At 74.6% G+C, this 23,434-nt stretch carries 19 protein-coding genes; 8 read left to right on the forward strand and 11 right to left on the reverse strand.

Features of this window, described 5'->3' with window-relative positions; all coding sequences use genetic code 11:
• Window positions 1-81: 81 nt before the first annotated feature.
• On the reverse strand, window positions 82-1,077 hold the full coding sequence (locus tag ACIA6B_RS25930) for a hypothetical protein (protein WP_396777146.1): 996 nt from the start codon (window positions 1,075-1,077) through the stop codon (window positions 82-84).
• Between the two features lie 99 nt (window positions 1,078-1,176).
• On the opposite strand from ACIA6B_RS25930, the gene cofD reads away from it, so the two are divergent.
• Both cofD and ACIA6B_RS25940 read left to right on the forward strand, forming a co-directional pair.
• Window positions 1,177-2,124 (forward strand): 2-phospho-L-lactate transferase, encoded by a 948-nt coding sequence (cofD, locus tag ACIA6B_RS25935; RefSeq protein ID WP_396777148.1) that lies wholly within the window; start codon window positions 1,177-1,179, stop codon window positions 2,122-2,124.
• A complete protein-coding gene (locus ACIA6B_RS25940) occupies window positions 2,121-3,206 on the forward strand; it encodes a coenzyme F420-0:L-glutamate ligase (protein WP_396777150.1) in 1,086 nt (361 codons plus the stop codon). The genes cofD and ACIA6B_RS25940 overlap by 4 nt, the downstream gene beginning before the upstream one ends.
• Window positions 3,207-3,352: 146 nt before the next feature.
• Here the strand turns inward: ACIA6B_RS25940 and ACIA6B_RS25945 are convergent, their stop codons facing one another.
• Both ACIA6B_RS25945 and ACIA6B_RS25950 read right to left on the reverse strand, forming a co-directional pair.
• A complete protein-coding gene (locus ACIA6B_RS25945; RefSeq protein ID WP_396777152.1) occupies window positions 3,353-4,372 on the reverse strand; it encodes an ArsR/SmtB family transcription factor in 1,020 nt (339 codons plus the stop codon).
• Window positions 4,373-4,578: 206 nt separating this feature from the next.
• Window positions 4,579-5,619, reverse strand: a complete 1,041-nt coding sequence (locus tag ACIA6B_RS25950) for a hypothetical protein (RefSeq protein WP_396777154.1) — start codon at window positions 5,617-5,619, stop codon at window positions 4,579-4,581.
• A 39-nt stretch (window positions 5,620-5,658) separates the two neighbouring features.
• Here ACIA6B_RS25950 and ACIA6B_RS25955 point away from each other — a divergent pair, with 39 nt between their 5' ends.
• Window positions 5,659-6,237, forward strand: coding sequence for an NUDIX hydrolase (locus ACIA6B_RS25955; protein WP_396777156.1), 579 nt, complete (start codon window positions 5,659-5,661; stop codon window positions 6,235-6,237).
• A gap of 25 nt (window positions 6,238-6,262) precedes the next feature.
• Here the strand turns inward: ACIA6B_RS25955 and ACIA6B_RS25960 are convergent, their stop codons facing one another.
• Both ACIA6B_RS25960 and ACIA6B_RS25965 read right to left on the reverse strand, forming a co-directional pair.
• Complete coding sequence (locus tag ACIA6B_RS25960) at window positions 6,263-7,354, reverse strand: mannose-1-phosphate guanylyltransferase (RefSeq protein ID WP_396777158.1); 1,092 nt, start codon at window positions 7,352-7,354, stop codon at window positions 6,263-6,265.
• Between the two features lie 63 nt (window positions 7,355-7,417).
• Complete coding sequence (locus ACIA6B_RS25965; protein ID WP_107157768.1) at window positions 7,418-8,563, reverse strand: glycosyltransferase family 1 protein; 1,146 nt, start codon at window positions 8,561-8,563, stop codon at window positions 7,418-7,420.
• Window positions 8,564-8,713: 150 nt separating this feature from the next.
• Here ACIA6B_RS25965 and ACIA6B_RS25970 point away from each other — a divergent pair, with 150 nt between their 5' ends.
• On the forward strand, window positions 8,714-9,403 hold the full coding sequence (locus ACIA6B_RS25970) for a TIGR03089 family protein (RefSeq protein ID WP_396777160.1): 690 nt from the start codon (window positions 8,714-8,716) through the stop codon (window positions 9,401-9,403).
• A 119-nt stretch (window positions 9,404-9,522) separates the two neighbouring features.
• On the opposite strand, the gene ACIA6B_RS25975 is transcribed toward ACIA6B_RS25970, so the two are convergent.
• Entirely contained in the window at window positions 9,523-11,490 is a 1,968-nt protein-coding gene (locus ACIA6B_RS25975; RefSeq protein ID WP_396777162.1) for an acetoacetate--CoA ligase, read from the reverse strand.
• Between the two features lie 205 nt (window positions 11,491-11,695).
• Window positions 11,696-12,211, reverse strand: coding sequence for an acyl-CoA thioesterase (locus ACIA6B_RS25980; RefSeq protein ID WP_107157771.1), 516 nt, complete (start codon window positions 12,209-12,211; stop codon window positions 11,696-11,698).
• A 23-nt stretch (window positions 12,212-12,234) separates the two neighbouring features.
• Between ACIA6B_RS25980 and ACIA6B_RS25985 the strand changes: the two genes are divergently transcribed.
• The 4 genes from ACIA6B_RS25985 (at window position 12,235) to ACIA6B_RS26000 (ending at window position 17,084) form a co-directional block, all read left to right on the forward strand.
• Entirely contained in the window at window positions 12,235-12,894 is a 660-nt protein-coding gene (locus ACIA6B_RS25985) for a hypothetical protein (RefSeq protein WP_396777163.1), read from the forward strand.
• A 136-nt stretch (window positions 12,895-13,030) separates the two neighbouring features.
• Window positions 13,031-13,870 carry a hypothetical protein gene (locus ACIA6B_RS25990; protein WP_396777165.1) on the forward strand — a complete coding sequence of 280 codons (840 nt, stop codon included), beginning with the start codon at window positions 13,031-13,033 and terminating at the stop codon, window positions 13,868-13,870.
• Window positions 13,867-14,823: a hypothetical protein gene (locus tag ACIA6B_RS25995; protein ID WP_396777167.1), complete on the forward strand. Its 957-nt coding sequence runs from the start codon at window positions 13,867-13,869 to the stop codon at window positions 14,821-14,823. The genes ACIA6B_RS25990 and ACIA6B_RS25995 overlap by 4 nt, the downstream gene beginning before the upstream one ends.
• Window positions 14,823-17,084, forward strand: a complete 2,262-nt coding sequence (locus ACIA6B_RS26000; protein WP_396777169.1) for an AAA family ATPase — start codon at window positions 14,823-14,825, stop codon at window positions 17,082-17,084. Before ACIA6B_RS25995 ends, ACIA6B_RS26000 begins: the two co-directional genes overlap by 1 nt.
• Here the strand turns inward: ACIA6B_RS26000 and ACIA6B_RS26005 are convergent.
• The 4 genes from ACIA6B_RS26005 to ACIA6B_RS26020 are packed head-to-tail and all read right to left on the reverse strand — an operon-like array spanning window position 17,029 to window position 23,346.
• Window positions 17,029-18,255: a hypothetical protein gene (locus ACIA6B_RS26005; protein WP_396777171.1), complete on the reverse strand. Its 1,227-nt coding sequence runs from the start codon at window positions 18,253-18,255 to the stop codon at window positions 17,029-17,031. The two genes, ACIA6B_RS26000 and ACIA6B_RS26005, sit on opposite strands and share 56 nt — an antisense overlap.
• Window positions 18,252-19,271 (reverse strand): hypothetical protein, encoded by a 1,020-nt coding sequence (locus tag ACIA6B_RS26010; protein ID WP_396777173.1) that lies wholly within the window; start codon window positions 19,269-19,271, stop codon window positions 18,252-18,254. Before ACIA6B_RS26010 ends, ACIA6B_RS26005 begins: the two co-directional genes overlap by 4 nt.
• Window positions 19,268-23,104, reverse strand: a complete 3,837-nt coding sequence (gene fxsT, locus ACIA6B_RS26015; RefSeq protein WP_396777175.1) for an FxSxx-COOH system tetratricopeptide repeat protein — start codon at window positions 23,102-23,104, stop codon at window positions 19,268-19,270. Before fxsT ends, ACIA6B_RS26010 begins: the two co-directional genes overlap by 4 nt.
• The gene (locus ACIA6B_RS26020) at window positions 23,101-23,346 is read right to left on the reverse strand and encodes a hypothetical protein (RefSeq protein WP_396777176.1); all 246 of its coding nucleotides are present in this window, start codon (window positions 23,344-23,346) and stop codon (window positions 23,101-23,103) included. The genes fxsT and ACIA6B_RS26020 overlap by 4 nt, the downstream gene beginning before the upstream one ends.
• Between the last annotated feature and the right edge of the window lie 88 nt (window positions 23,347-23,434).

The raw sequence follows: 23,434 nt of genomic DNA on the forward strand, positions 1-23,434 counted from the left end.
CGGGGGTCCCGCTTCACACCTGCCGCCAGGCGGAGTGCCGGCGCGGGCGGCGGAAGTGGTATCCGCCGCCCGCCACCGCACTCACCGGGGCTGGTTCGGGTCCTCGCGGTCGAAGCGCTGGGTGCGCTCGTCGTCGGCCGGGGACGCCGGCTGGCCCGGCTCGGTGCTCTGGCGCGGGATCGCCTGGGTCGGGTCGGCCGACGGCGGCTGACCGAACGGCGGCGCAGACGGCGCCGAACCGGCCGGCGGGGCGCCGAACTGCGGGGCGCCGAACTGCGGACCCCCCGCCTGCGGGCCACCGAACTGCGGGCCGGGCTGCTGGCCGGCGAACGGCGGGGCCGACTGCGGGGCGTGCGGCGGGGCGGTGTTGAACGGCGGCGCCGACTGCGGCTGGCCGTACGGACCGGCCTGCGGCCAACCGGGCTGCGGGGGCGCGCCCGCCGACGGGTAGCCCGCCGGGGCCTGGCCCGGCTGGGGCGGCGCCCCGGCCGGCGGGTAGCCGCCCTGGGCGGGGTAGCCGCCGGGCTGGCCGGGCTGCTGCGGCCAGCCCGGCTGGGCCTGACCGTAGACGCCGGGCTGCGCCTTGGGCTTCGGCACGTAGTAGAGCGTGCGCCAGATCTTGAACACCACGAACCCGGCGATCGCGAAGACGGCCAGCCAGGCCACCCGGGTGAGCAGCCCGAGGAACGCGTCGAGCACCTCACCGTCGGCGAGCCGGTTCACCAGCCAGATCAGGAACGTCAGCGCACCGAAGACGGCGGAGACGGCGAACTCGATCAACGCCACCTGGGTGATCAGTTTCGCCTTCGGCAACACCGGCCGGATGTGCGTGGCGAGCAGCACGGCCAGCAGCGGCAGGACCGTCGACTCCAGCCCGACGAAGGTGAAGTAGGTGCTGCCGGCCCGACCGCCGAACGTGCTGTAGTCGTCGACCGGCACCAGCAGGCGCAGCAGGCCGACGAAGAGCAGCACGGCGTTCGCGCCGAGCAGAACGAGCGCGGCCAGTTCGCGCAGCGGCTTGGTCAGTTGGCTGGCCTGCGCGGCGTCACCGGACGCGGGCTCGGTGGGGCTGGTCACGGACTCCCCCAGGGGACGAAAGCGGACAGTTGGCGACGTGAGCCTAGTCTCTCCGGCCACCGGGCGATCCACGGCGGCATGTGCGGAAGGATGGACGGCATGCGCATCGTGGTACTGACCGGCGGCATCGGGGGCGCCCGGTTCCTGCTCGGCGTCCGGGCGTACGCCCGGGAGACCGGCGCCGACGTGACCGCCGTGGTCAACGTCGGCGACGACCTGCTGCTGCACGGGCTGAAGGTCTGCCCCGACCTGGACAGCGTGCTCTACACGCTGGGCGGCGGCGCCGATCCGGAGCGTGGCTGGGGGCGGGTCGGTGAGACCTGGACGGTGAAGACCGAGCTGGCCGCGTACGGGGCGGAGCCGAGCTGGTTCGGCCTCGGCGACAAGGACCTCGCTACCCATCTGGTGCGCACCTCCATGGTCAACGCCGGTTACCCGCTGTCCCAGGTCACCGAGGCGCTGGCCACCCGCTGGCAGCCCGGCGTACGCCTGCTGCCGGCCACCGACGAGCGGCTGGAGACGCACGCGGTCATCTCCGACGAGCAGGGGCGACGGGCGGTCCACTTCCAGGAGTGGTGGGTGCGGTACCGGGCCGAGGTGCCGACCGAGCAGTTCGTCTTCGTCGGCGCGGAGGCGGCGACGCCCGCGCCCGGTGTGGTCGAGGCGATCGCCGCCGCGGACGTGGTGCTGATCGCGCCGAGCAACCCGGTGGTCAGCGTCGCCCCGGTGCTGGCCGTGCCCGGCCTGCGCGACGCGGTGGTCGGCGGTCCGGCCCCGGTGATCGGAGTGTCGCCGATCATCGGCGGCGCGCCGGTACGCGGCATGGCCGACCGCTGCCTGGCCGTGCTCGGCGTGGAGTGCAGCGCGGCCGGGGTGGGCGCCCTCTACGGCAGCCGGTCCGGCGGCGGGCTGCTCGACGGCTGGCTGGTCGCCCCGGAGGACGAGGACGCCGTGGTGCCGGGCGTGACCGTCCGCGCGGCGCCGCTGCGGATGACCGACGAGGCGGCGACCGCCGCGATGGTGCGCGCCGCGATGGAGTTGATGTGAGGCTGGAGATCCTGCCGGTGCCGGGCATCGGCCACGTGACCGAGGGCGACGACCTGGCGGCGCTGATCGCCGGCGCGGCGCCCTGGCTGCGCGACGGCGACGTGCTGGTGGTCACCAGCAAGATCGTGTCGAAGGCGGAGGGTCGACTGGTCGACGTGCCCGCCGACGGTCCGGAGCGCCTCGCCGCGCGGGACCGGGTGCTGGCCGCCGAGACCGCCCGGGTGGTCGCCACCCGGGGCCCGACCCGGATCGTGCAGACCCACCACGGCTTCGTGATGGCCTCCGCCGGCATCGACGCGTCCAACGTGGACAAGACCCGCCTGGTGCTGCTGCCGGTCGACCCGGACGCGTCCGCCAGGGCGTTGCGGGCCGCGCTGCGCGAGCGGCACGGTCTGGACGTGGCGGTCGTCGTCAGCGACACCATGGGCCGCCCGTGGCGCAACGGCCTGACCGACGTGGCGCTCGGCGTGGCCGGCATGCCGGCGATCCGCGACCACCGGGGCGAGGTCGACCCGTACGGCAACGAGCTCCAGCTCACCCAGATGGCGGTGGTCGACGAACTGGCCGCCGCCGGTGAGCTGGTCAAGGGCAAGTGCGACCAGGTGCCCGTCGCCGTGGTCCGCGGTTACCTCGGCGCGACCCGGGACGACGACGAGGGCGCCCGCGCGCTGGTGCGGGACGCCGCGCTGGACCTCTTCGCGCTGGGCACCGCCGAGGCGCACGCCGCCGGCCTCCGGGCGGCGGCCACGCTTCCCGACGGGACCGGCCCGACGCCCCCCGACCCGGCCGCGGTGGACCGGGCGATCGCCGCGGTCGCCGACGTGGTCGCCCCGGGCACCGTGTTCACCCACGTCACCGACGACGAGGTACGCGCCGGGTTCGCCGCCACGGTGCCCGACTGGCCGGCCACCGCCACCGGTCTGCTGCTCGGCGCCGCGCCGACGCCTGTCGACCGGCCGGACCTGGTCCGGTTCGGCGCGGACCTGCAACGCCTGCGCACCGCGCTGGCCGCCGAGGGCATCGGGTCGGTGCTGCTGCCACCGCCGGCGGGCAGCACCGCCAGCGCCACGCTGGCTCTCTGACCACCCCGGCGCGGTCCAGCGTCGAGGGCAGCGCGCTCAGGTGTCGCGGACGGCGCGGTCCAGCGGCGAGGGCAGCGCGCTCGGGCGTCGCGGACGGCGCGCTCAGGCACGGCGGACAGCGCGCTCAGGCACGGTGGACAGCGCGCTCAGGCGTCGAGGACGGCGCGGCCCAGCGGGGTCAGCGTGTGCAGCACGGTGTTGCGGTCCCGGTGGCTGACCAGCAGCCCGGCGTTGCGCAGCACGGTGGTGTGCTGACTGGCCGCGGCGGCCGAGATGCGCAGCCGCCGGGCCATCTCGCCGGTGGTGCAGCCCTCGTCGGCGACCTGGAGCACCGCCGCGCGGGTGCGGCCGAGCAGCGCGGCGAGCGCCTCGCTCTGCCCGGCGTCCGGGCCGGGCGTGAGGCCGCCGAGCCGGTCGACCGGGTAGACCAGCACCGGGGGCAACGTCGGATCGACGAGCGCCACCGGAGTGCGGGAACAGAAGAAGGACGGGACGAGCAGCAGCCCCCGGCCGTCCAGGTGCAACTCCCGGCTGTCCGGGTAGTCGAGCACCTCGAGCACCCCGCCGCCCCACCGCATGGCCGGTCGCAGGCTGGCGAGCAACCCCTCGGCGCCACCGTCGAGCATGGCTCGGGCACGGCGGGCCCGATCCGCCTCGACGGCGGCCTGGACCCGGGCCCAGTAGGGCGTGACGGCCAGGGACTGGTAGCGCGCCATGGTGTCGGTGAGGTTCTGCAACACCTCGGGTTCGCCCCGGGCCAGCGTGTTCGCCGAGGGCGGCAGCGGGGTCTCCGCGCCCAGCATGGTCAGGTCACGGCGCAGCATGCCACGCGGGGTGCCGCGGACCGCCTCCAACCCCGCCTCGATGCCGTCCTTGCTGGCGGACGGCGTGAGGAAGTCGGGAAAGTAGCCGCGCGGTGGATTGAGCGCCAGGAGCAACCGGTAACGCTCGGCGCTGTTGTCGGCCCGCAGCCCCTGCGCGACGGCGCGCCGCCAGGTGGTCATCATGGGGTCACGACCGCGCCCCTGGAGCAGGTGCAGGCTGAGGACCAGTTCCCAGAGCGGATCCGCGGCCGGGGCGACCCGGGTCCGCAGAATGTCCTCACTCGAGAAAATAATCTTCAGCATGGAGAGCGCTCCCGGGTGGACGGCGGAGGTGCCCGCCACCCCTCGCACTTTACCCGCCGGCAGTAATCTCCATCTTTAAGCGTGACGTGAAAGACCTCGACGGTGGGGCGGCCGGTTCGGCAGACTCTTCCTTGCCCGCCGACGCCGGGGCGCAGTGTCGACCCGGGCGCCGGCTGACGGGCGTGGCCGGGCGGCACCACGAGGGTCTGCGGATTCGTTCCGCAGGGGTGCCGCCCGGCCCTCGCTCATCCGATCCAGAGCGCCACCCGGTGGTCCTCGTCGGTCACGTAATAGCAGCGTCCCGCCTCCTCGGCCAGCCCTTCCACGTGATGGAACGGGGCCAGCTCCGCCACCAGCTCCGCGCCCACCCGGGCGTCGTCCGCGGCACAGTGGCGGAACCGCACGTGGCGGGACGTCACCCTCCCGCCGTGCGGGTGGTCGTCGAGCAGCACCGAACCCTTGCCCAGCGCGTCGATCGACCCGATCACCGCCGCGTAGCCGCCGTCGTCGGTCGGCGTGATCGCGCGGAAGCCGGCCAGCGCGCCGGCCGGCGTCACCCCGGTCAGCGCGTACGCCCCGAGCGCCCGGGGCCAGCTCGGCGCGGCCCGGTCGAACATCCCCGCCACCCCGGCCAGCTCCACGTAGATCGGCTCACCGGCGGCGGTCACCGGGAAGCGCAGCCCGAGCAGCGCCGTCCCGGCCGGTGTGAACGCCGCCGCCTCCACGTTCAGCGGCAGGTCGTCCTCGGCCAGCCGGCTCACCCAGCCCTTGGCCCGGGCGGTGCCCCGCGCCACGGTCTCCGTCACGAACCGCTGCCGGACCCGCTCGCCCGGCGGCAGCGTGGCCAGCGGCGCGGCGACGAGCGCGTCGTTGATCGCCCGGTGCAGCCGGAACCGGTTGCGGACCACGTGCACGGCGAGCGGCCCGGACACCGCGTCGTCCTCCCGGAACCGGGCCACGAACGCGCGCCGGGGCCGCAGCGGCCCGGCTTTGGACCCGAAGTGCGAGCCGAAGACGTACACCCAGCCGTCGTGGTGGGCGAGCGCCTCGCCGTCCTCGGTGCGGCCGTTCTCCGGGCCCGCGTCGGCGGGCACGTGGTGCGCCACCCACTCACCGTCGTCGCGTTCCAGCAGCAACGCCAGGCACTGCTCGACCGGCCCCTCGTCCAGCACGGTCCAGAAGCCGCGCCGTGCGCCGTACGCCCGCAGCAGCGTCGGCGAACGGACCGGCAGCAGGTCGCTGGCCTCGTTGCCGGCCACCAGGAACTCGACGAGTCGAAGGGTCACCGGGTCAGGGTACGGAGGCCGCGCTCGTACAGTGTCCGGGTGCCCGACACCGATCACACCGCGTATGCCGACCTGCACGCCGACGCCACGACGACGCTGAGCCGCTGGACGGCGACCAGCCCGGCCGCCGCCGCCAACCGGGACCGGACGCTGGCGCTGCTGGCCGCCGGGCCGGTGGCGTTGAGCCGCGCGCACCGGCCCGGGCACGTCACCGCCAGCGCGTTGGTCCTCGACCCGACCGGCGCTCGGGTGCTGCTCTGCCTGCACGGCAGGTTCCGCAAGTGGGTGCAGCTCGGCGGGCACTGCGAGCCCGGCGACCGGACGCTGGCGGCGGCGGCGCTGCGCGAGGCGACCGAGGAGTCCGGGATCACCGGCCTGACCCTGGACCCGGAACCGATCGACGTGGACGTCCACCAGGTCGCCTGCCAGGGCGGCTCCCTGCACTACGACGTCCGGTACGCGGTGTTCGCCCCGGCCGGCGCGGTCGAGCGGGTCAGCGACGAGTCCGAGGCGCTGGGCTGGTTCCCGCCGGACCGGCTGCCGGAACCGCTGGCCGGCGGGACCGCCCAACTGGTGACGCCGGCGCTCGCGGCGCTGGCCCGTCGCGCCACCGGGTGACGGGACGGGCCGACGCCGCGGCGGCTCAGACCAGGCCCTCCTCGCCGCGCTCCTTGAGCTGGTCGACGATCTTCTTCACGTCCTGTGCCCGGTCCCGGGGGCAGACCAGCAGCGCGTCCGGGGTGTCCACCACGATCAGGTCACGCACGCCGACGGTGGCGACCAGACGGCCGGAGTGCGGCACCACCACCGTGCCGGCGGTGTCGTGCAGCAGCACGCCCGGCTTCGCGTCGCCGCCGAGCACCACGTTGCCGGCGGCGTCGGTCGGCAGCACCTCGCTGAGCGTGTGGAAGTCGCCGACGTCGTTCCAGCCGAAGTCGCCGGGCACGGTCGCCACCCGGCCGGCGGTCGCCGCGCCCTCCATCACCGCGTAGTCGACCGAGATCTTCGGCAGCGTCGGCCAGACCGTGCCGAGCACGTCGTCCTGCTCGGGGTTGCCCCAGGCCGCCGCGATCGCGGTGATCCCGGCGTGCAGCGCCGGCTGCTGGCGGGCCAGCTCGGCCAAGAAGACGTCCACCCGCCAGACGAACATGCCGGCGTTCCAGAGGTGCCGGCCGGAACGGAGGTACCCCTCGGCCACCTCGGCCGCGGGCTTCTCCTTGAACTCGTGCACCGGGCGCAGCGGCCCGGCGCCGACCGGATCGCCGGTCTCCAGGTAGCCGTAGCCGGTCTCCGGGCGGGTCGGGGTGATGCCCACCGTCATCAGCAGCCCCTGCTCGGCCCCGTGGATCGCCTGCCGCACCACCTCGGCCCAGCCGGCCGGGTCGGCGATCAGGTGGTCGGCGGCGAACGCGCCCATCACCGCGTCCGGGGCGCGGCCGGCGATCACCGCGGCGGCCAGCGCGATGGCCGCGCAGGAGTCCCGTGGCGACGGCTCGACCAGGATGTTCTCCTCCGGCAGGCCAGCCAGTTGCCGGGCCACCGCCGCGGCGTGCGCGGCCCCGGTGACCACCAGTGTGCGTTCCGGTGTGGTCAGCGGCCCCAACCGGTCCACCGTGGCCTGCAACAGCGAGGCGGAGGTGCCGGTCAGCGGGTGGAGGAACTTGGGATGGCCGGCGCGGGACAGCGGCCACAACCTTGTGCCGCTGCCGCCCGCCGGGATGACGGCGTAGAACATCAGCACATCATGCCCGAAGCGGGCGAGCCGCCACGGCGGATGAGGCGGCGCGCCGCCCGCCGGTCAGGCGCGGGCCCGCCGCCAGGCGGCGATGTGCACCTCGGCGCTGGACTCCCAGGTGAACTCCTTGGCCCGGTCGAAGCCCGCCTTGGCCAGCGACAGCCGCCGCTGCTCGTCGTCGAGCAGGGCGCCCAGGTCGGCGGCGATCTGATCCGGGTCCTCGCTGGTGTACGCCACCGCGTCGCCGCCCACCTCGGGCAGGGAGAGCCGCGGCGTGGTGAGCACCGGCGCGGCGCACGCCATCGCCTCCAGGATCGGCAGCCCGAAGCCCTCGCCGTAGGACGGGTAGGCGGCGACCAGCGCGCCACCGAGGAAGCCGGGCAGGTCGGCGTAGCGAAGGTATCCGGGGCGTAGCAGCCGCAGGTGCGACGGAACCTCGGCGACCGCGCGGTCGATGTCGTCGTCGTGCCCCTGGCCGCCGGCCACCACCAGCACCGGCGGGTTCGGCCGGTCGGCCACCGCCCGGGCCCAACCGCGGATCAGGTTGGGCACGTTCTTGCGCGGCTCCTTGGCGCCGAGGAACGCGATGTAGCTGTTGTCACCCAGCCCCAGCCGGGCCCGCACCCGGGCCTTCTCCTCGTCGCCCGGAGCGTGGAAGGCGGCCTGGTCGACACCGTGGTAGGCGACGTCGATCCGGGTCGGGTCGGCGTCCAGCAGCCGGATCAACTCGTCCCGGGTGGCCTTGCTCGGCACGATCACCCGGGCGGCGCGACGCAGCGAGGTCTTGATCGCGCTGCGGAAGAACGTCCGGCGCGACTTGTCGTAGTGCTCCGGCTCGGTGAAGAACGTCGCGTCGTGCACGGTGACCGTCACCGGACACCCGGCCCGAAGCGGACAGGTGTAGAACGGCGAGTGCAGCACCTCCGCGCCGACCTGCTGGGCCAGCAGCGGCAGGCCGGTCTGCTCCCAGGCGAGCCGCGCGGGCCGGTGCGCCACCGCCGCCGGCGCCGGGACGATCTCGGCCCCGGGCAGCATCCGGGTGTAGCGCTCCAGGTCGGTGCGGAGACTCACCACCGCCAGGTCGACGCCGTCGCCGCAGACCCGGCCGAGCGCGCCGAGCAGGCCGTCGACGTATCGACCGACGCCGCCGCGATCGGCGGGGACACTCGTGGCGTCGATGAGAACGCGGGGCGGGCGACCGGCGGTCACGGGGCGACTCCTCAGGTGGCGCGGTTGTGGGGAAGAACACTGTCGGCAAGCCTACGCCGCGCGGGCCGTCCGACGCTGACTGCGACCCGACGGTACGCCGACTTGTCGCCGTCATCGAGTACGCGGTCCGGGCGCGTATCGTTCGCTCCGATGGCCGACAACATTGCCCGGGTCTTCGCCGACGCGATCGCGCCCGACCCCACCCGACCGCTGCTGACCTGGTACGACGATGCCACCGGCGAGCGCACCGAGTTGTCCGGCGCGACGCTGGCGAACTGGGTGGCCAAGACCGCCAACCTGCTCGTGGACGAGGTCGGCACCGCACCGGACGAGATGGCCGGCGTGTTGCTGCCGCCGCACTGGCAGACCGCCGCGGTGCTGCTCGGCTGCTGGTCGGCGGCGTTGACCGTGGTCGACGCGCCGGGCCCGGTGGAGGTGCTGTTCACCGCCGTCGACCGGGTCGACGAGGCGGCCCGCTGGCCGGCCGGCGAGCGTTACGCGCTGGCGCTGGACCCGTTCGCGCTGCCGATGCGGCAGGTGCCGGCCGGCTGCACCGACTTCGTGTCGGCGGTACGCGGGCACGGCGACCACTTCACCGCGTACCCCTCGGGTGGCGCGGGGGACGCGGCGCTGCTGGCCCGCGCGGAGGCCCGCGCCACGGAGCTGGGCCTCACCCCCGGCGACCGCCTGCTGGTCGACGTGACCCGGCATCCCGACCCGGTCGACTGGCTGCTGGCCCCGCTGACCGCAGGCGCCACGGTGGTCGCCTGCGCCCACCCCACCCCGACCCACCTGCCCGCCCGCGCCAACACGGAACGAACCACCCACACCCTGCCCTGACCCCCACCCCTCCCCGCGATCTTGCAGTTGCGGCCCCCAGGTTGAGGCATTCACCCCGTTTGCCGGGGCAGAGAGTGCAAGATCGACGAGGTGGGGTGGGTGGGGTGGGGTGGGGTGGGTCAGGAGGCGCGTTGCTGGGCCAGGGTGGCGAATGCGTTGAGGGACTCGGGGTTGGCCAGGGCGCCCTTGGCCGCTGCCGCGTCGACCGGGGTGCCGGTCAGGATCTTCTTGACCGGGACCTCCAGCTTCTTCGCGCTCAGGGTGCGCGGGACCGCGCGGACCTGGTGGATCTCGTCGGGCACGTGCCGGGGCGACAGCGCGGTCCGCAGTTCGCGGCAGATCTTCTTCCGCATCGCGTCGTCCAGCTCCAGGCCGTCCGCGAGCACCACGAACAGCAGCAGTTCCCCCGCGCCGCCCTCGTCGTCCTCCAGGTGCACCACCACCGAGTCGACCACCTCGTCGAGCCCCTCCACCACGGAGTAGAACTCGGCCGTGCCCAGGCGCACGCCGCCCCGGTTCAGCGTGGCGTCCGAGCGGCCGGTGATGACGCAGCCGCCGCGCTCGTTCACCGTGATCCAGTCGCCGTGCCGCCACACCCCCGGATAGACCTCGAAGTACGCCTCCCGGTAGCGGGCCCCGTCCGGGTCGTTCCAGAACCCGACCGGCATGCTCGGCATCGGCTCGGTGATCACCAGCTCGCCGAGCTGGCCGACCACCGCCGAGCCGTCGGCGGAGCGGGCCTCCACCTTCGCGCCGAGCGCCCGGCAGGCGATCTCACCGGCGTACACCGGCAGCAGCGGCACGCCGCCGACGAACCCGGTGCAGACGTCCGTGCCGCCGGAGAGCGACTGGAGCTGGAGGCGGTCGCTGACGTTCTCGTACACCCAGGTGAAGCCCTCGGCGGGCAGCGGCGCGCCGGTCGAGCCGAGGCCGCGCAACGCGGACAGGTCGGCGATCTCCCGCGGCACCAGCCCGGCCTTGCGGGAGGCCAGCAGGAACGGGGCCGAGGTGCCGAAGTAGGTGGTGCCCGTCTCCGCCGCCAGCCGCCACAGCGCGCCCAGGTCTGGATGGCCCGGATTGCCGTCGAACAGCACGATCGCCGCGCCCACCGCCGGCCCGGAGACCAGGAAGTTCCACATCATCCAGCCGGTGGTGGTGAACCAGAAGAACCGGTCGGACGGGCCCAGGTCGTGGTGCAGCGCCAGCATCTTCAGGTGTTCCAGCAGGATGCCGCCGTGGCCGTGCACGATCGGCTTCGGCAGGCCGGTGGTGCCGGAGGAGTACAGCACGTACAGCGGGTGGTCGAAGGCGACCGGGGTGAAGGACAGCGGCTCGTCGGTCTCCGCCGCCAGCTCCGCCCAGGTGATCGCGCCGTCCGGGGCCGGGCCGGCCGGATCGAGGTACCCGACGGCGACGGTGTGCCGCAACGAGGGCAGCGCGGCCCGGATCGCGGCCACCTCGGCGCGCCTGTCGATCGGCTTGTCGCCGTACCGGTAGCCGTCCACCGCGACCAGCACCGTGGGCTCGATCTGCTGCCAGCGGTCGGTGACGCTGCGGGTGCCGAACTCCGGCGCGCAGGAGGAGAAGATCGCGCCCAGGCTGGCGGTGGCGAGCAGCAGGACGTACGTCTCCGGGATGTTCGGCGCGTACGCGGCCACCCGGTCGCCGGGGCCGACGCCGAGCCGGCGCAGGCCGGCGGCCACCCGGCGGACCCGCTCGCGCAACTGCGCCGCGGTCAGCGTCTCCGCCGCGCGGGTCTGCCCGTGCGCGATCACCGCCGGGTCGTCGTCGCCGAGCCCCGGCATGCGCAGCACGTTCTCCGCGTAGTTGAGCGTCGCGCCGGGGAACCAACGGGCGCCGGGCATGGACCTCCCGGCCAGTGTTGCGGTCGGGGGCGTGTGCGCGAGCACGTCGAAGTAGTCCCAGATCGAGGACCAGAACCCGGTCAGCTCGGTCACCGACCACTGCCACAGCGCGTCGTAGTCGGCGAACTCCAGCCCGCGGTGCTCGGCCAGCCAGCGCAGGTAGTCACCGATCCGGGACCGCTCGCGCACGTCGGCCGGGGGCGTCCACAGCACGTCAGACACGTTCCACCCTCCCCTGGGGCCCGGCACGACACTGTGCATGGGCCGTGGCGCCATCTTGCCCTACCTCGTACCGCCATTCTCCGCACCCGGTGCCGCCCACGGGGCGTGCCCACCCCACACCCCATCCCCCGCCCCCATGTGGGCCCCGCGCTCAAGCGGGGCGCGTATCTCTACCGGAGGCGTTGAAAGGGGCCCTCCTTGCGCCTCAGGTGGCGCGGTGGGCCTGGATGGCACGCCGGCGGGCCAGCCGGTGGGCGCGCCGGATCTCCGCCTCCCGGAAGCGGCGTTCGTCGTCGGGCGTCTCGGGCAGCACCGGGCGGACCGGGCGGGGCGCGCCGCCGACGTCCACGCCCACGAAGACCAGGTACGCGGTGGCGACCCGGACCGGCTCGTCCTCGGCCGAGTCCCAGCGTTCGGCGACCACCCGCACCCCCACCTCCATCGAGGTGCTGCCGGTCCAGTTGACCTGGGCGTGGGCGTGCACGAGGTCACCCACCCGGACCGGCTCGGAGAAGACGATCTCGTCGATGGAGGCGGTGACCGCGGTGCCGCCGCTGTGTCGGGCCGCCGCCGCGCCGGCCACGTCGTCGACGAACTTCATCAGTACCCCACCGTGCACGGTCCCGTACAGATTGACATCGACGGCGGTCATGATGCGACTCAGCGTGACGCGGGAGTACGAGGTCGGCTTACCCGACGGGACCGCGGGATGATCTGTCATGCCGAAAACGGTACGGTGCGCGGATGCGACATCTCTGGAGCTTCCTCGCCGGGTTGGTGGTGGCACCCGTCACCTGGGTGCTCGTCACCCTCGGTCAGGACGGATCTGGGCGGACCGTCAACCGCTGGGTGGAGATCGGTACGTACAGCACCCCCAACCTGATCGAACCGGCCGTCTACCTGGGCGTCGCCGGCATCCTGCTCGGCCTGCTCGGCACGCTGCGTTTCTCGCCGCTCGGCCCGCTGGTGGCGGGGCTGCTGCTCGCGGCCCCGTACGTGGGGCTGTTCGTCGCGCCCTTCACCGTGCGGGACCGGATCCCCGGCGACCTGAAGCTGCTCGGCGACCCGCTGCCGCTGCGCCAGCCGCTGGACAACGGCACGCTGTTCCTCATCGGCCTGCTGCTGCTGATGGCCGTGTTCAGCGGTGGACGCTGGCGTCGCCGGCCCGCGCCGGAGGGAGCCGGGGCGGAGCTGACCCCGGCCGGCGCTCCGGCCGAGCCCGAGCCCGCGCTCACCGGCTGGTCCGCGCCGGGCCCGGCGAAGGACCCGGACACCGCCCCGCTCACGCTGGCCTATCCCGAATCCCCCACCGAACCCCTGCCCCGCCGCACCGGCGGCGAGTCGCCCTGGTCGGCGCCGCCGCGCGCCGGCACCCGACCGGACAGCCCCGACAACCTCCGCTGACCACCCCGGGTGGGCCGCCGGTCCCCGGTCGGCCCACCCCTCCGGGGACCGGCGACGCATCGGCCGAGTCGGATCTCGGACCCCGACCGCGGTACCCACGAACAAGTGACTGTCACTACAGTCAGCCGTTATGCCGATGCCTTCCGTCAGGACGCGACGGGCCGTCGGCGTGGCCACCGTCGTCCTGGCGTCGGCGCTCCTGGTCACCGGCGTCCGCCTGGCCACCCGGGGCGACCCCCCGGTCGACGACGCCACCCGCGTCTGGTGCCTGTCGGCGGCCCACCGGCCGGGCCTGGTGGACGCCGCCCGCGCGCTCGGCCTCGCCACCCCCGGTCCCGCCGAGGGGCAACTGAGCTGGTCCGGCCGTCAGGGCAGCCCGGAGCAGTGGCAGGCCGACCGGCGGGCCGACTTCGACCGCACCTGCCGGGCGCTGACGGCCGCCGCCCGGTTGGACCGGGCCGGCGCCGGCACGCCGCCGCCGTCGCCCTGGGCCACCCTCCTCCCGTCGATCCTGCTGGCCGCCGCCAGCGCCACGCTGGCCGCCTGGTTCAGCCGCCGGTCGGCCACCGCCGGCACCCGGCGGACGGAGGCGGACGCGCTGCGCGCGGCGACCCGGGAGTACGCGCTGGCCGTCGAGTCCCTGCTGTCGCACGTGGAACGGGTCACCCCGGGCCCGTTCCCGGGGGTGGACGACCTCCGGGCCCGGCGTCGCGAGCTGGCCAGCCGACTGCACACGGTGACCGGCGCGCGTCCGCGTTGGCGGCTGGCCCACCGACTGGGTGACGCGCTCGACTCGTCCGCGGGCCCGCTGCACGACGTGCCGCGCGGTGGCGCGGCGGACGATCCCCGGCGCGCCGAGTGGGTGCGCGGGCAACGCACGGAACTGAGCCGGCTGGAGGCGCAGGTGGCCCAGGTGGCCCAGGCGGTGGAGAATCCCGGGCTGGTCCCGGGCCGCACCCCGGCGGCCGTACGGTGAACCCCCAGCCGCCCGACGCGCCGCCACCCGACGCGCCGCCGCCGCCCGACGCGCCGCCGCCGGGTCATCCGCCGAACCCGTTCGCGGTGCCCAGGTTGGGCAGCACCGACCCGCTCAACCCGCTCTGGTACGCCGAACACGTCAACTACTACGTCCCGGTGGACAACACCGAGGCGTCCTTCGAGCAGTGTCAGGGACGGTTCGCCGACGTCGCCCACCTGCACCACGAGGGGCGGCTGGTGCTGGTCCGGGGCGAGCGGGGGTGCGGGAAGACCGCGCTGGTCAACCGCTGCGCGCACTGGCTGCGCGATCGGCTCGGCCGGGACGGGCTGCGCGCGGAGGTGGTCAACCTGCGCCAGGAGGCCCACGAGAACGACCCGATCCCCACCCGGCGGGAGCACACCTGCCGGGCGCTGCTCGACAAGCTGAACGAGCTGCAACTGCTGCGCCACAACCTGGCGTACGAGATGCGCGACCGGCCCGACGACGCGTACCGCAACCTGCCCGGCTGCCTGGACACCCACCAGGCGCTGATCGTGCTGCTGCCGCCGGTGGAGCTGATCGAGGAGCTGCACTACTACGCCGCGCGGGCGCCCCGGCGAATGGTCTTCTTCGCCGAGACCACAAGCGCGCTTGATCGCCGGGACCGGGACGTGCTGGGGCGCAACACCGTGCACCTGGAGGTCGACGGCTTCGACCACCAGCACGCGGCCCGTTTCGCCGCCGACCGGCTCGGCCGGCTGACACCCGGGCTGCTGCCTCCGCTGGCGGATACCGCACTGGAGGAGTACATAGACGACGGCAGATTGGCAACGATCCGCGAGATGCAATGGTTACTCTTCGGCGTGTACGAGACACTACGTGTGCAAGATGAGCGACCCAACCAGGTGACCTGGCAGGATCTGGCCCGACACTTCATGAGAGAAGCCCGCCGCCTCAGGGAGCAGCCTTGATGGACGCGTACGACCCGGCCCCGATCGGCGAGGCGAACCCCTATCCGTCGAGCGCCGTGGCGCAGGTCGCCGACACCGGGTCGACCGTCTACACCATTCCCACCGCGGCGGTCCGCCGGGCCACCGACGCGATGAACGGCTACCTCGACGCGCTGCACGACGCGCCGCAGACGCCGGCCGGTCGGGTGGTCGCCGTGGTGGGCGACTACGGCACCGGCAAGACCCACCTGGCGTCCTACCTGGTCCGACACGCCACCGAGCGCCTCGACGGCGATCTCCAGTCGATCTACCTGACCGCCCCGCCGGACACGTTCGTCTCGCTGTACCGCACCTTCGCCGACAAGCTCGCCGACCGCCGGGAGGTGGTGCACCGGCGCGTCCGCGGCCTGTACGCCGACATCCTCGCCGTCGAGTTGCGCCGGTCCCGGGTCACCGAACCGCTGGCGGAACAACTGCTCGCCGGCACCCTGGACCCGGTCGCCGTGGTGGACACGTTCAACATGATGGAGAGCCAACTGCTCGGGCAGTTGCGCGACCGGCTGCGGAAGGTCACCGAGAACGCCGAGTTCGCCCGCGCGCTGACGCTGCTGCTGCGCGGCGGGTTCGAGGACCCGGTCTGGGAGTGGATCGCCGGCCGGCCGCCGGCCGACGTGCTCCGCGAGCGGGGGATCACCGGCACGCTCACCGGCAGCGAGGCCACCGCGCTCCAGGCGATGGGCGTCTTCGCGCTGCTGATCGGGTACGGCCCGAACCCGTTCGTCCTGGTCATCGACGAGTTGGACCAGCTACTCACCGCCGCCGGCCGGCGGGAGGACGAAGCCCTCGACGCGTTCAAGGAGATGCTGCGGGTCTTCGCCGCCTCCAACACGTTCCTCCTGCTCGCCGGGCTGCCCGACCTGCTCAGCACGCTGCGCCGCGACGTGCGGGACCGCAGCGGCGAGCAGATCACGATGACCCCGCTCAGCGCGGCCGACGTGCTCGACTACGTGCTGCGGCGGCAGCGGGGCCGGCTGGAGCCGTTCAGCGAGGCGACCGTCGGGCAGCTCGTCGAGCTGGCCAACGGCGTCCCCCGGGGCATCATCTCGCTCTGTCACCGGCTCTGGCGTCGGGCCCGCGACCAGGGCCGCCAGGTCACCTCCGGCATGGTCCGAGAGGCGGCCCGCGAGCTGTACGGGGGCGTCGGCGCGCAGCACATCCTCGCCGAGATCCGGCGGGTGCTGGTCAGCACCGGCCACGAGAACTTCCAGCCGGACTACTTCCCCATCGACCACCCGGACAGCCGCGTCGACTACTGGATCCCGGCCGGTCGGGACGACGCCGGGTGCGGCATCCTGTTCTCCGGTCCGCTGCTGGAGGAGAGCGACGCCGCCCGGGTGGAGACCCGGGCCCGGATCAGCCACGCGCACCACGACTGCGAACTGCTGCTCGTCGTGCTGGAGCCGGTGCCCGAGCGCTTCCTCCCCCGGATCCGCGAGGCCGTCGGCCGGGAGCCGCTGCTCTACCGCCCCCGGTCGTTCGCCGACCAGCTCGCCGCCGAGGTGACGTCGATGACCGGGCGGCTCAAGGAGCGTTACCCGGCCGACGGGCCGCTGGTGCCGTTGGCACCGCACATGGCCCGGCTGGACCGCCGCCAGTCGGCCACCCAGCACCTGCTCGGCCTGCTCAACGGTTCGCTCAGCGACCTGCGGGCCCAGAACGACGAGCACCTGGCGGCGATCCGCCGGGAGCTGCGCGAGCTGCAACGCTGGCCGGTCCCGCCCGGCGACCACCGCAACGGCGACGACCTCGCCGACCTGCCGACGTCGGTGACCGAGCTGTTCGACCGCGCCTTCGCCGTGGTGGACCTGCGGACGCCGGTCGGCGTGCTGTTCCGGCGGGCGTTCGTCGAGGACGAGGGCGGCCGGGGCGCGCGGCAGGCGGTCCGGGCCCGGGTCCGGACCCCGGAGGTCCAGTCGGCGGTCGGCGTCGCCGCGCTGCTGAACGCGCTCGTCGAGGCGTTCGGGCTGGCCGTGGCGGAGTGGTACCGTGCGGCCCGCCAGCGTCCCGGCGGTCCCGCCCCCTTCCAGTGGGACCGGTTGAACGAGATGTGCCAGATCTTCGACGCCGTGCACGAATACCTGCCCGTGCGGCAGCTCCGCGGCGCGCGGGACCTCGTGGACGACGACATCCGCCGGGCGGAGACGGCGAGCGACGTGCTGACCGACTTCAGTGCGCGGGTACGTCGGGAGCTGGTGACCGCCCTGACCGACGACGCGGCCTGACCGCCGGCGCCGGCCCGGCCGGGGCCGTCCGCGGACCGTCCCGGCCGGACGCCTCCCGCAGGCCGTTCGTCAACGCGTGCACCAGGTTGACGACGAGGATCGCCGGCGCCACCACGGCGACCGTGCCGACGAACTGCCGTTCCAGCACCAGCGCCAGGATCACGGCGGTGATGCCGTTCTGCTGGCCGAGCAGCACGTCGAGGCGATCGGCGGCCGGGAGCCGGGCACAGATCACGGACGCCACCACCACGTGCGCCGCCACGGCGGCCAGCCCCAGCACCACGCCCGGCACCGGGTCCACGCCACCGACCAGCACCAGCCCGAGCGCGAACGTGGCGGCCAGGAACGCCCAGCGGGTCAGCAGGTCGAGCACCCGCCCGATCGGCGGGCGGTAGAACAGCCCGGCCACGGCGAGCCCGAGCAGCAGGAACTGGGTGACCGCCAGCGCCGCGAGCCCGAGCAGGACCACGAGCTGACCGACGGTCACCGCCCGGCCGACCCACCGGGCGCGGGTGGCCGCCCACCGGTGCAGGGCCCGGGTACCCCACCAGGCCACCGCGGCCCCGGCGGCGAGCAGCGCGTTCCGCGCCAGGGAGAGCGTGAACCCGCCCAGCTCCGCCGTCGTCGGGCCGGCCGGATCGCCGGGCAGCGCGGGGACCACCCAGGCGGCGGCGTACACGGTCAGCAGCACGGTGACCGGGTCGTCGAACGACGCCCACGCGGACAGGATCGACTGTGCCTGCCCGGACATCCGGGAGCGCAGCCGGGTCGCCGCGAACGACAACGGGTCGATCTGGGCGACCGCCACCCCCAGGACCAGGAACGCCGGCCGACCGAACGCGAGGTACATCACCGCCGAGATCAGCGCCGCCTTGACCAGCACGCCGACGGTGACCGCCAGCAGCACCAGCCGCAGGTTCCGCCGGGCCGCCGCGAGGTCGATGCCGTGGGTGCTGGCGAAGAGGCCGACCGCCAGCAGCGCGGTGGCCACCGTCAGGTAACCGGCGGACCGGTGGACGTCGGTCCAGCCCCGCCCGGCCGCCAACGCCCAACCGGCGGCGGCGACCAGCACGAACAGGGCGCTGCGGCGCAGCGAGGGCAGCACCGCCTCGACCACCCGGGCCCGGCGGTCGGCGGGAGCCGGCCCCGCCCCGCCCGGCGGCGCGCTCACCCGGCCAGCTCGGCGCCGAACACCGCCGCCTTCTCGTCCCCCTCCGCCACCCGGTCCTGGTCGAGCGTGACGGCGAGCAGGTAGCGGTCCAGCCCCACCGGATAGCAGTAGAACGCGCCCTGGTCGACGTCGAGCACCAGCCGGCGCACCCGGGAGCCGATCGCCGGGTGCGCGGACCGCACCACGGCGCGCAGCAGCTCGTCCACCCGCTGGGCGAGGTGGTCGTAGAAGGCCCGCCGCCGGGCCGGGGACGCGTCCGCGAAGAAACCGTCCAGCCGCGGGTCGTCGAGCACGTCCGCGGTGGCCTCCAGCCGGCCCGGCCGGCACACCGCCACGTAGTGCAGGCCCTCGGCGTGGACCTGCCCGGCGCAGCGGGCCGCCAACCCGGCGTACGACTCGTCGCGTACCCGGGTCCGGGGCCGCAGCTCGGCGGCCGGCGGACCGGACGGGCCGGGCGGTCCCGACGCGGTGCTGGCCGGGGTGAGCCAACCGCCGTAGTTGGTGGGCTGCTCGCCAGCGGCCGTGTGCTCCGCGTTGGCCAGCCGGGACAGGCCGATGTCGGTGGCCCGGATCGTCGGCTGCCGGGGCGGCGGCTCGTCCGCCGCATCCTCCACCCGGACCACCCCGACGAGGTGCTGTTCCCGGCTCAGTTGCAGGGCGAAGAGCGCGCCCCGCGCGGTGTGCAGCACCACCCGGATCAGGTCGCCGCTGCGCGCCGGGCGCAACACCCCGCCCAGGGTGGTCATCGCGTGCACCACGTCCCGGTCGACGAGCTGCCGCTCGTCGGCGTCCAGCTCGTGGGCGCCGCCCACCGGCGCCGGGGCGTCCAGGGCGAAGTCGCAGACCCCGGTGCGGTACCGGGCGAGGTGGAGCAGCCCGGGCAGGCTGCGCATCAGTCGCTCGCACGCGTCCACCATGGCCGGCCGCCCCCGGACGTGGTCGGCGAGCATCACATCGATCCGCCCGTCGACACCGGACGGCTGGGCCGCCTCGTCGGCGGGGATGGGGGCGCTCATGTCGCCGGGACCTCCATGTCGACGAAGTCGAGCTTCGCGGGGCCGTACGGGATGCCACCGCTGATCTCGCCGTCGGTCACCAACGCGGCCAGGAGCCGCCGGGTGGCGCGCAGGTACGGGTGTTGGAGCCCGAGGAAGTGGCGGCCCTCGTCGAGGACACCGCGCAGCAACCGCTCCGCCTCGGTGGTCCGCTGCGCCGCCGCCAGGCTGCCGGCCAGGTTGACCTGACCGCCGAGCGTCCACGGGTGCGACTCGCCGAGGGTGGCCGCCAGTCCGGTGGCGGCCTGACGCCCGGCGGACACCGCCTCTTCGAGGTCGCCGACGCCGCGCAGCAGCACCCCGCGCAGGCTCAGGCAGACCTGGGTGAACGGATGCTCGGGCGGGAGGTCGCGCCGGTAGCCGGCCAGGCTCTCGTCCGCCAGCCGCACCGCGTGTTCGCTCTCCCCACCCAGGTGGTAGTCGACGGCGAGACTGAGCCGGCAGGACTGGGTACGCGGATTGTCCTCGCTGAGCAGCCGTCGCAACGCCAGGTAGGCGCGGCTGTTCAGTTCCTTGGCCCGGGTGAGTTCCTCCTGCCGGCGGGCGATGACCGCCAGGTGGCGGATGATCCGCAGCAGCAGCGTGTCCTCCTCGCCGTTACGGCCGGCCGGCAACCGCTCCTGGTACGCCTCCTGGAGCAGCTTCCGCGCGCTGGCGAGGTCGCCCAGGTCGCCCAGGTAGCGACCGAGGTCGCTGGCGAGTTCCAGGGTGTCGGGATGGTCCTCGGCGAAGAGCCGCCGACGGCGGGCCAGCGTCTCCCGGGCCACCCGGACCGCCTCGTCGGTGCGCCCGGCCAGGTAGTACGACTGGGCCAGGTTGTGCGCCGCGACAAGCGTCTCCGGGTGGGAGTTGCCGAACTGGTCCCGGAAGCCCCGCCAGGTGGCCTGGTCCTCGATGAGCGCCGGCCGGAACCGGCCGAGCCCGCGCAGGTCACCGGCGAGACCCCGGCGGGTGACGAGGACACGCGGATGGTCGTGACCGAGCAGGACCGTGCTCTCCCGCAGCACCTGCCGGCTCAGCGTCAACGACTCGTCGCTGTGGCCCAGGGACCGGGTGACGTCGGCGAGGCGGGTGGCCAACCGCAGCGTGATCCGGTCCTGCCAGCCGTACGCGGCCAGCCAGCGGTCCAGCACCGGCCGCCAGAGCCGGTGCGCCTCGGCGGCCTCGTCCTCGCCCCGGGCGATGAGGTGTTCGAGCTGCTCGACCACCAGCCGGCGGACGTCGTCCGGGCCGTCCGCGTCCAGCGCGCCGGAGCTGAGCAGGTGCTGGTGCAGCTCGTGCCGCAGCTCGGAGGCCGCCGCGATGGTCCGGGGCGCCGCCCCGGCCAGGGCGAGCAGGAACCGCCTGCGGCGCGCGGCGTGCTTCCCGGCGGTCATGTCGGCCAGCACGGTGGCCTGCACGGCGGGGTGCATCCGGACCCTCCCGTCGCGCCCCCAGCCGACCTCGAACAGCCGGAACCGCATCCCCAGCGCCAGCGCCCGGTCCATCTCCCACCCGTCGGCGCGCAGCAGGGCAGCGTCCTCGTCGGCCAGGTCGGCGGCGACCTGACCGCGCATCCGCCGGGACTGGACCAGCGCGAGCGACATGCCGATCGGCGCGGCGAAGGCGTACATCTCCGTCAGCATCACCGCGACCCGACCGCTGAACTCCTCGTCCATCAGCCGCAACGCCACCCGGACGATCCGTCGGGTGGGGGACGCCCCGTCGCCGGTGGGCCGGATCGCCTCCAGGAAGGCCGGCACCGCCGCGTCCGGGCCACGCGACCCGGTGACCGCCTCCCGCTTGTCGAGCAGGATGCCGGCCTGGCCCAGCAGCCCCGACGCCAGCCGCAGGTCCAGTGGGAACGTGCCCACCGCGTCGACGACCGCGGCGGCCGGGGCGGCGGACAACCCGGGCACCTGCCGGATGAGCAGCCCGGTCGCGTCGTCGTGGCGCAGCCCGTCGACGGCCACCGAGGGGCCGTAGACCGGCTGGTCGCCAGTGCCGCCGGTGACCACGACGTGCCCGCGGCCGGAGGGCAGCAGCCCGACCAGGTCCGCCGGGTCACCGACCCCGTCGTAGACCAGCAGCCACTGGTCGCCGCGCTTGCGCAGCTCGGCGAGCATCTCGTGGACGGCGTTGCCGCTCGGCTCGACCCCGAGCGTGTCGGCGAGCGCCGCCAGCGCGGTACGCACCGCGTGCCGGCTGCCGGCCGGGATCCAGACGACCAGGCGGTAGTCGCGGTGGAACCGGGCCACGTACTCGCGGGCCAGCGTGCTCTTGCCGGCGGCCAGCGGGCCGCGTACCCACACCGGTTGGCCGCCCGGGTTCGCCAGCAACGCGTCGCGCAGCTCGCCCAGCTCCCGGTCCCGGCCGACGAACAGCCGCGGCCGGTCGGGCAGGCCGAACGTCTTGCGGGACTGGTCGTCCCGGCCCGGGAAGCCCACCCGCCAGGGCCGGTCCAGCGGCGAGGGCTTGAGCGCGGCCAGGCCCAGCGCGGCGCGCAGGCGTCGGCGTGCCTCCGGCTCGTCGCAGTCGAAGAGGTCCACCGGTCGACCGGCCGGGGGTGGACCGGCCGGGACGGTACGCAGCACCAGCAGTTCCGTGCCGGGCCGCGCCGCCACCTCCCGGGTCAGCGCGTCGAGCCACGCCTCGTCGTCGTCCTCGACGCCGGGCCCGCCCGCCCGAAGCGCGGTGGGGTCCGGGGCGACCGCCAGCACGGTGGCCGGCCCGTCGAGGGCCGGACCGCGTGGGCGCCAGGGTCGGACCCGGATGTCGAGTTCGGTCAGCTCCGCGCTCAGCCAGTCGGCCCACGGCCGTTGCCGTTCCGGGGTGGCCACGAACAGCTCGCCGACGTTCTCGGCGAGCGGCCGGCCGAGCCCGAACCGGTAGCGCGCCCGGACCGGCTCCGCCTCCGGCTCGGCCCGGTCCAGCTCACCCTGCGTCAGCAGGCTCAGCAACTGGCCGTACGCCGCCAGCACCGACGCGCGGTGCGGGGACTCCTCCAGCAGCGGGGCGAGCGGCTGGCCCTCCGGGCCGCCGGGAATGGCGACCTGCCAGAAGTCGACGCCCACCGCCGGCTCGTCCAGGGCGCCGCGGAAGCTCGACGCCACGTCGTCGGCGTGCCGGCGGGCGGCCACCGCGTCGGCGGGGGCCGACTGCGTGGTGGCGGCGATGATCCGGATCCCGGCGGGAGCGCCGCGGTGCACCTGGCGGGCCACGGCGGCGGCGTCGGCGAGCCGGGGCGCCCGATAGGGGAAGCAGACGACGAGCGCGTCGCAGAGGACGGCCAGCCACTGGGCGACCGTCTCGGAGAAGTCGGCGGGGTCGAGCAGGACGTCGTCGTACTCGATGAACCGCAACTGCCGGCGCAGTTCGCTGCGGATCGTGCCGCCCAGCCCACCGCCGATCTCGGTCACCGGCGGCCAGGTCGCCGACTCGGGCACCCACACCACGTCGAGGTGACCGGCGGGGGCGGCGTAGCGCCGCAGGGTGGGCTGCCCGGCGGTGAACCCGGGCAGCGCGAACATCAGGTCGGTCAGCCCGCGCGGCAGGTGGTCGGTGAGGGGCGACTCCCCGCTGTAGAAGGGGCTGAGGTGCTCGTGCACCCGGACCGCCCCCCGGCCGGCGTCCACCACGAGCACCCGACGGCCGGCGCGCGCCAGCAGCCAGGCCACGTTGCTTGTCACGTTGGTGCGCCCGGTCAGGCTCTCCGCGGCGACGAAGGCGGTCACTCTGGTCTCGGCCGCCCCCGGCTCGGGCCGGGACGCGGGCGTGCCGCGCGCCGGGGCGTCCGGAAACCCGTCGATCGTCATGCCGTCCCCCCGTCGGACCCGGTGTCGGACGTCGTCCACCGCCGCCGCGCGCCCGGATTGTCGGCCTGGTTGCCGAACCAGAGGAACTCCGCGGTCGGGTCGCCGCTCTCGTCGATCAGCCGCCGCAGGGACCGGTGCAACTGCCGGCGCGGAATGGCGTCGAGGTCGGCCGGGTCGAGTTCCGCCACATCGAGCAGTTGGGATATCAGTGGCCGGTCGCCACCGCTCACCCGTTCCGACATCTCCGGCCCAACCTTCGATCCATCGACACCACCACTCCGCACGGCACAGCCAGCGTTCCGGCAGTAACATATCGTAGCCTTCATCGAT

Origin of the sequence: Micromonospora sp. NPDC051141 (assembly GCF_044455765.1) — a bacterium.
GTDB lineage: Bacteria > Actinomycetota > Actinomycetes > Mycobacteriales > Micromonosporaceae > Micromonospora.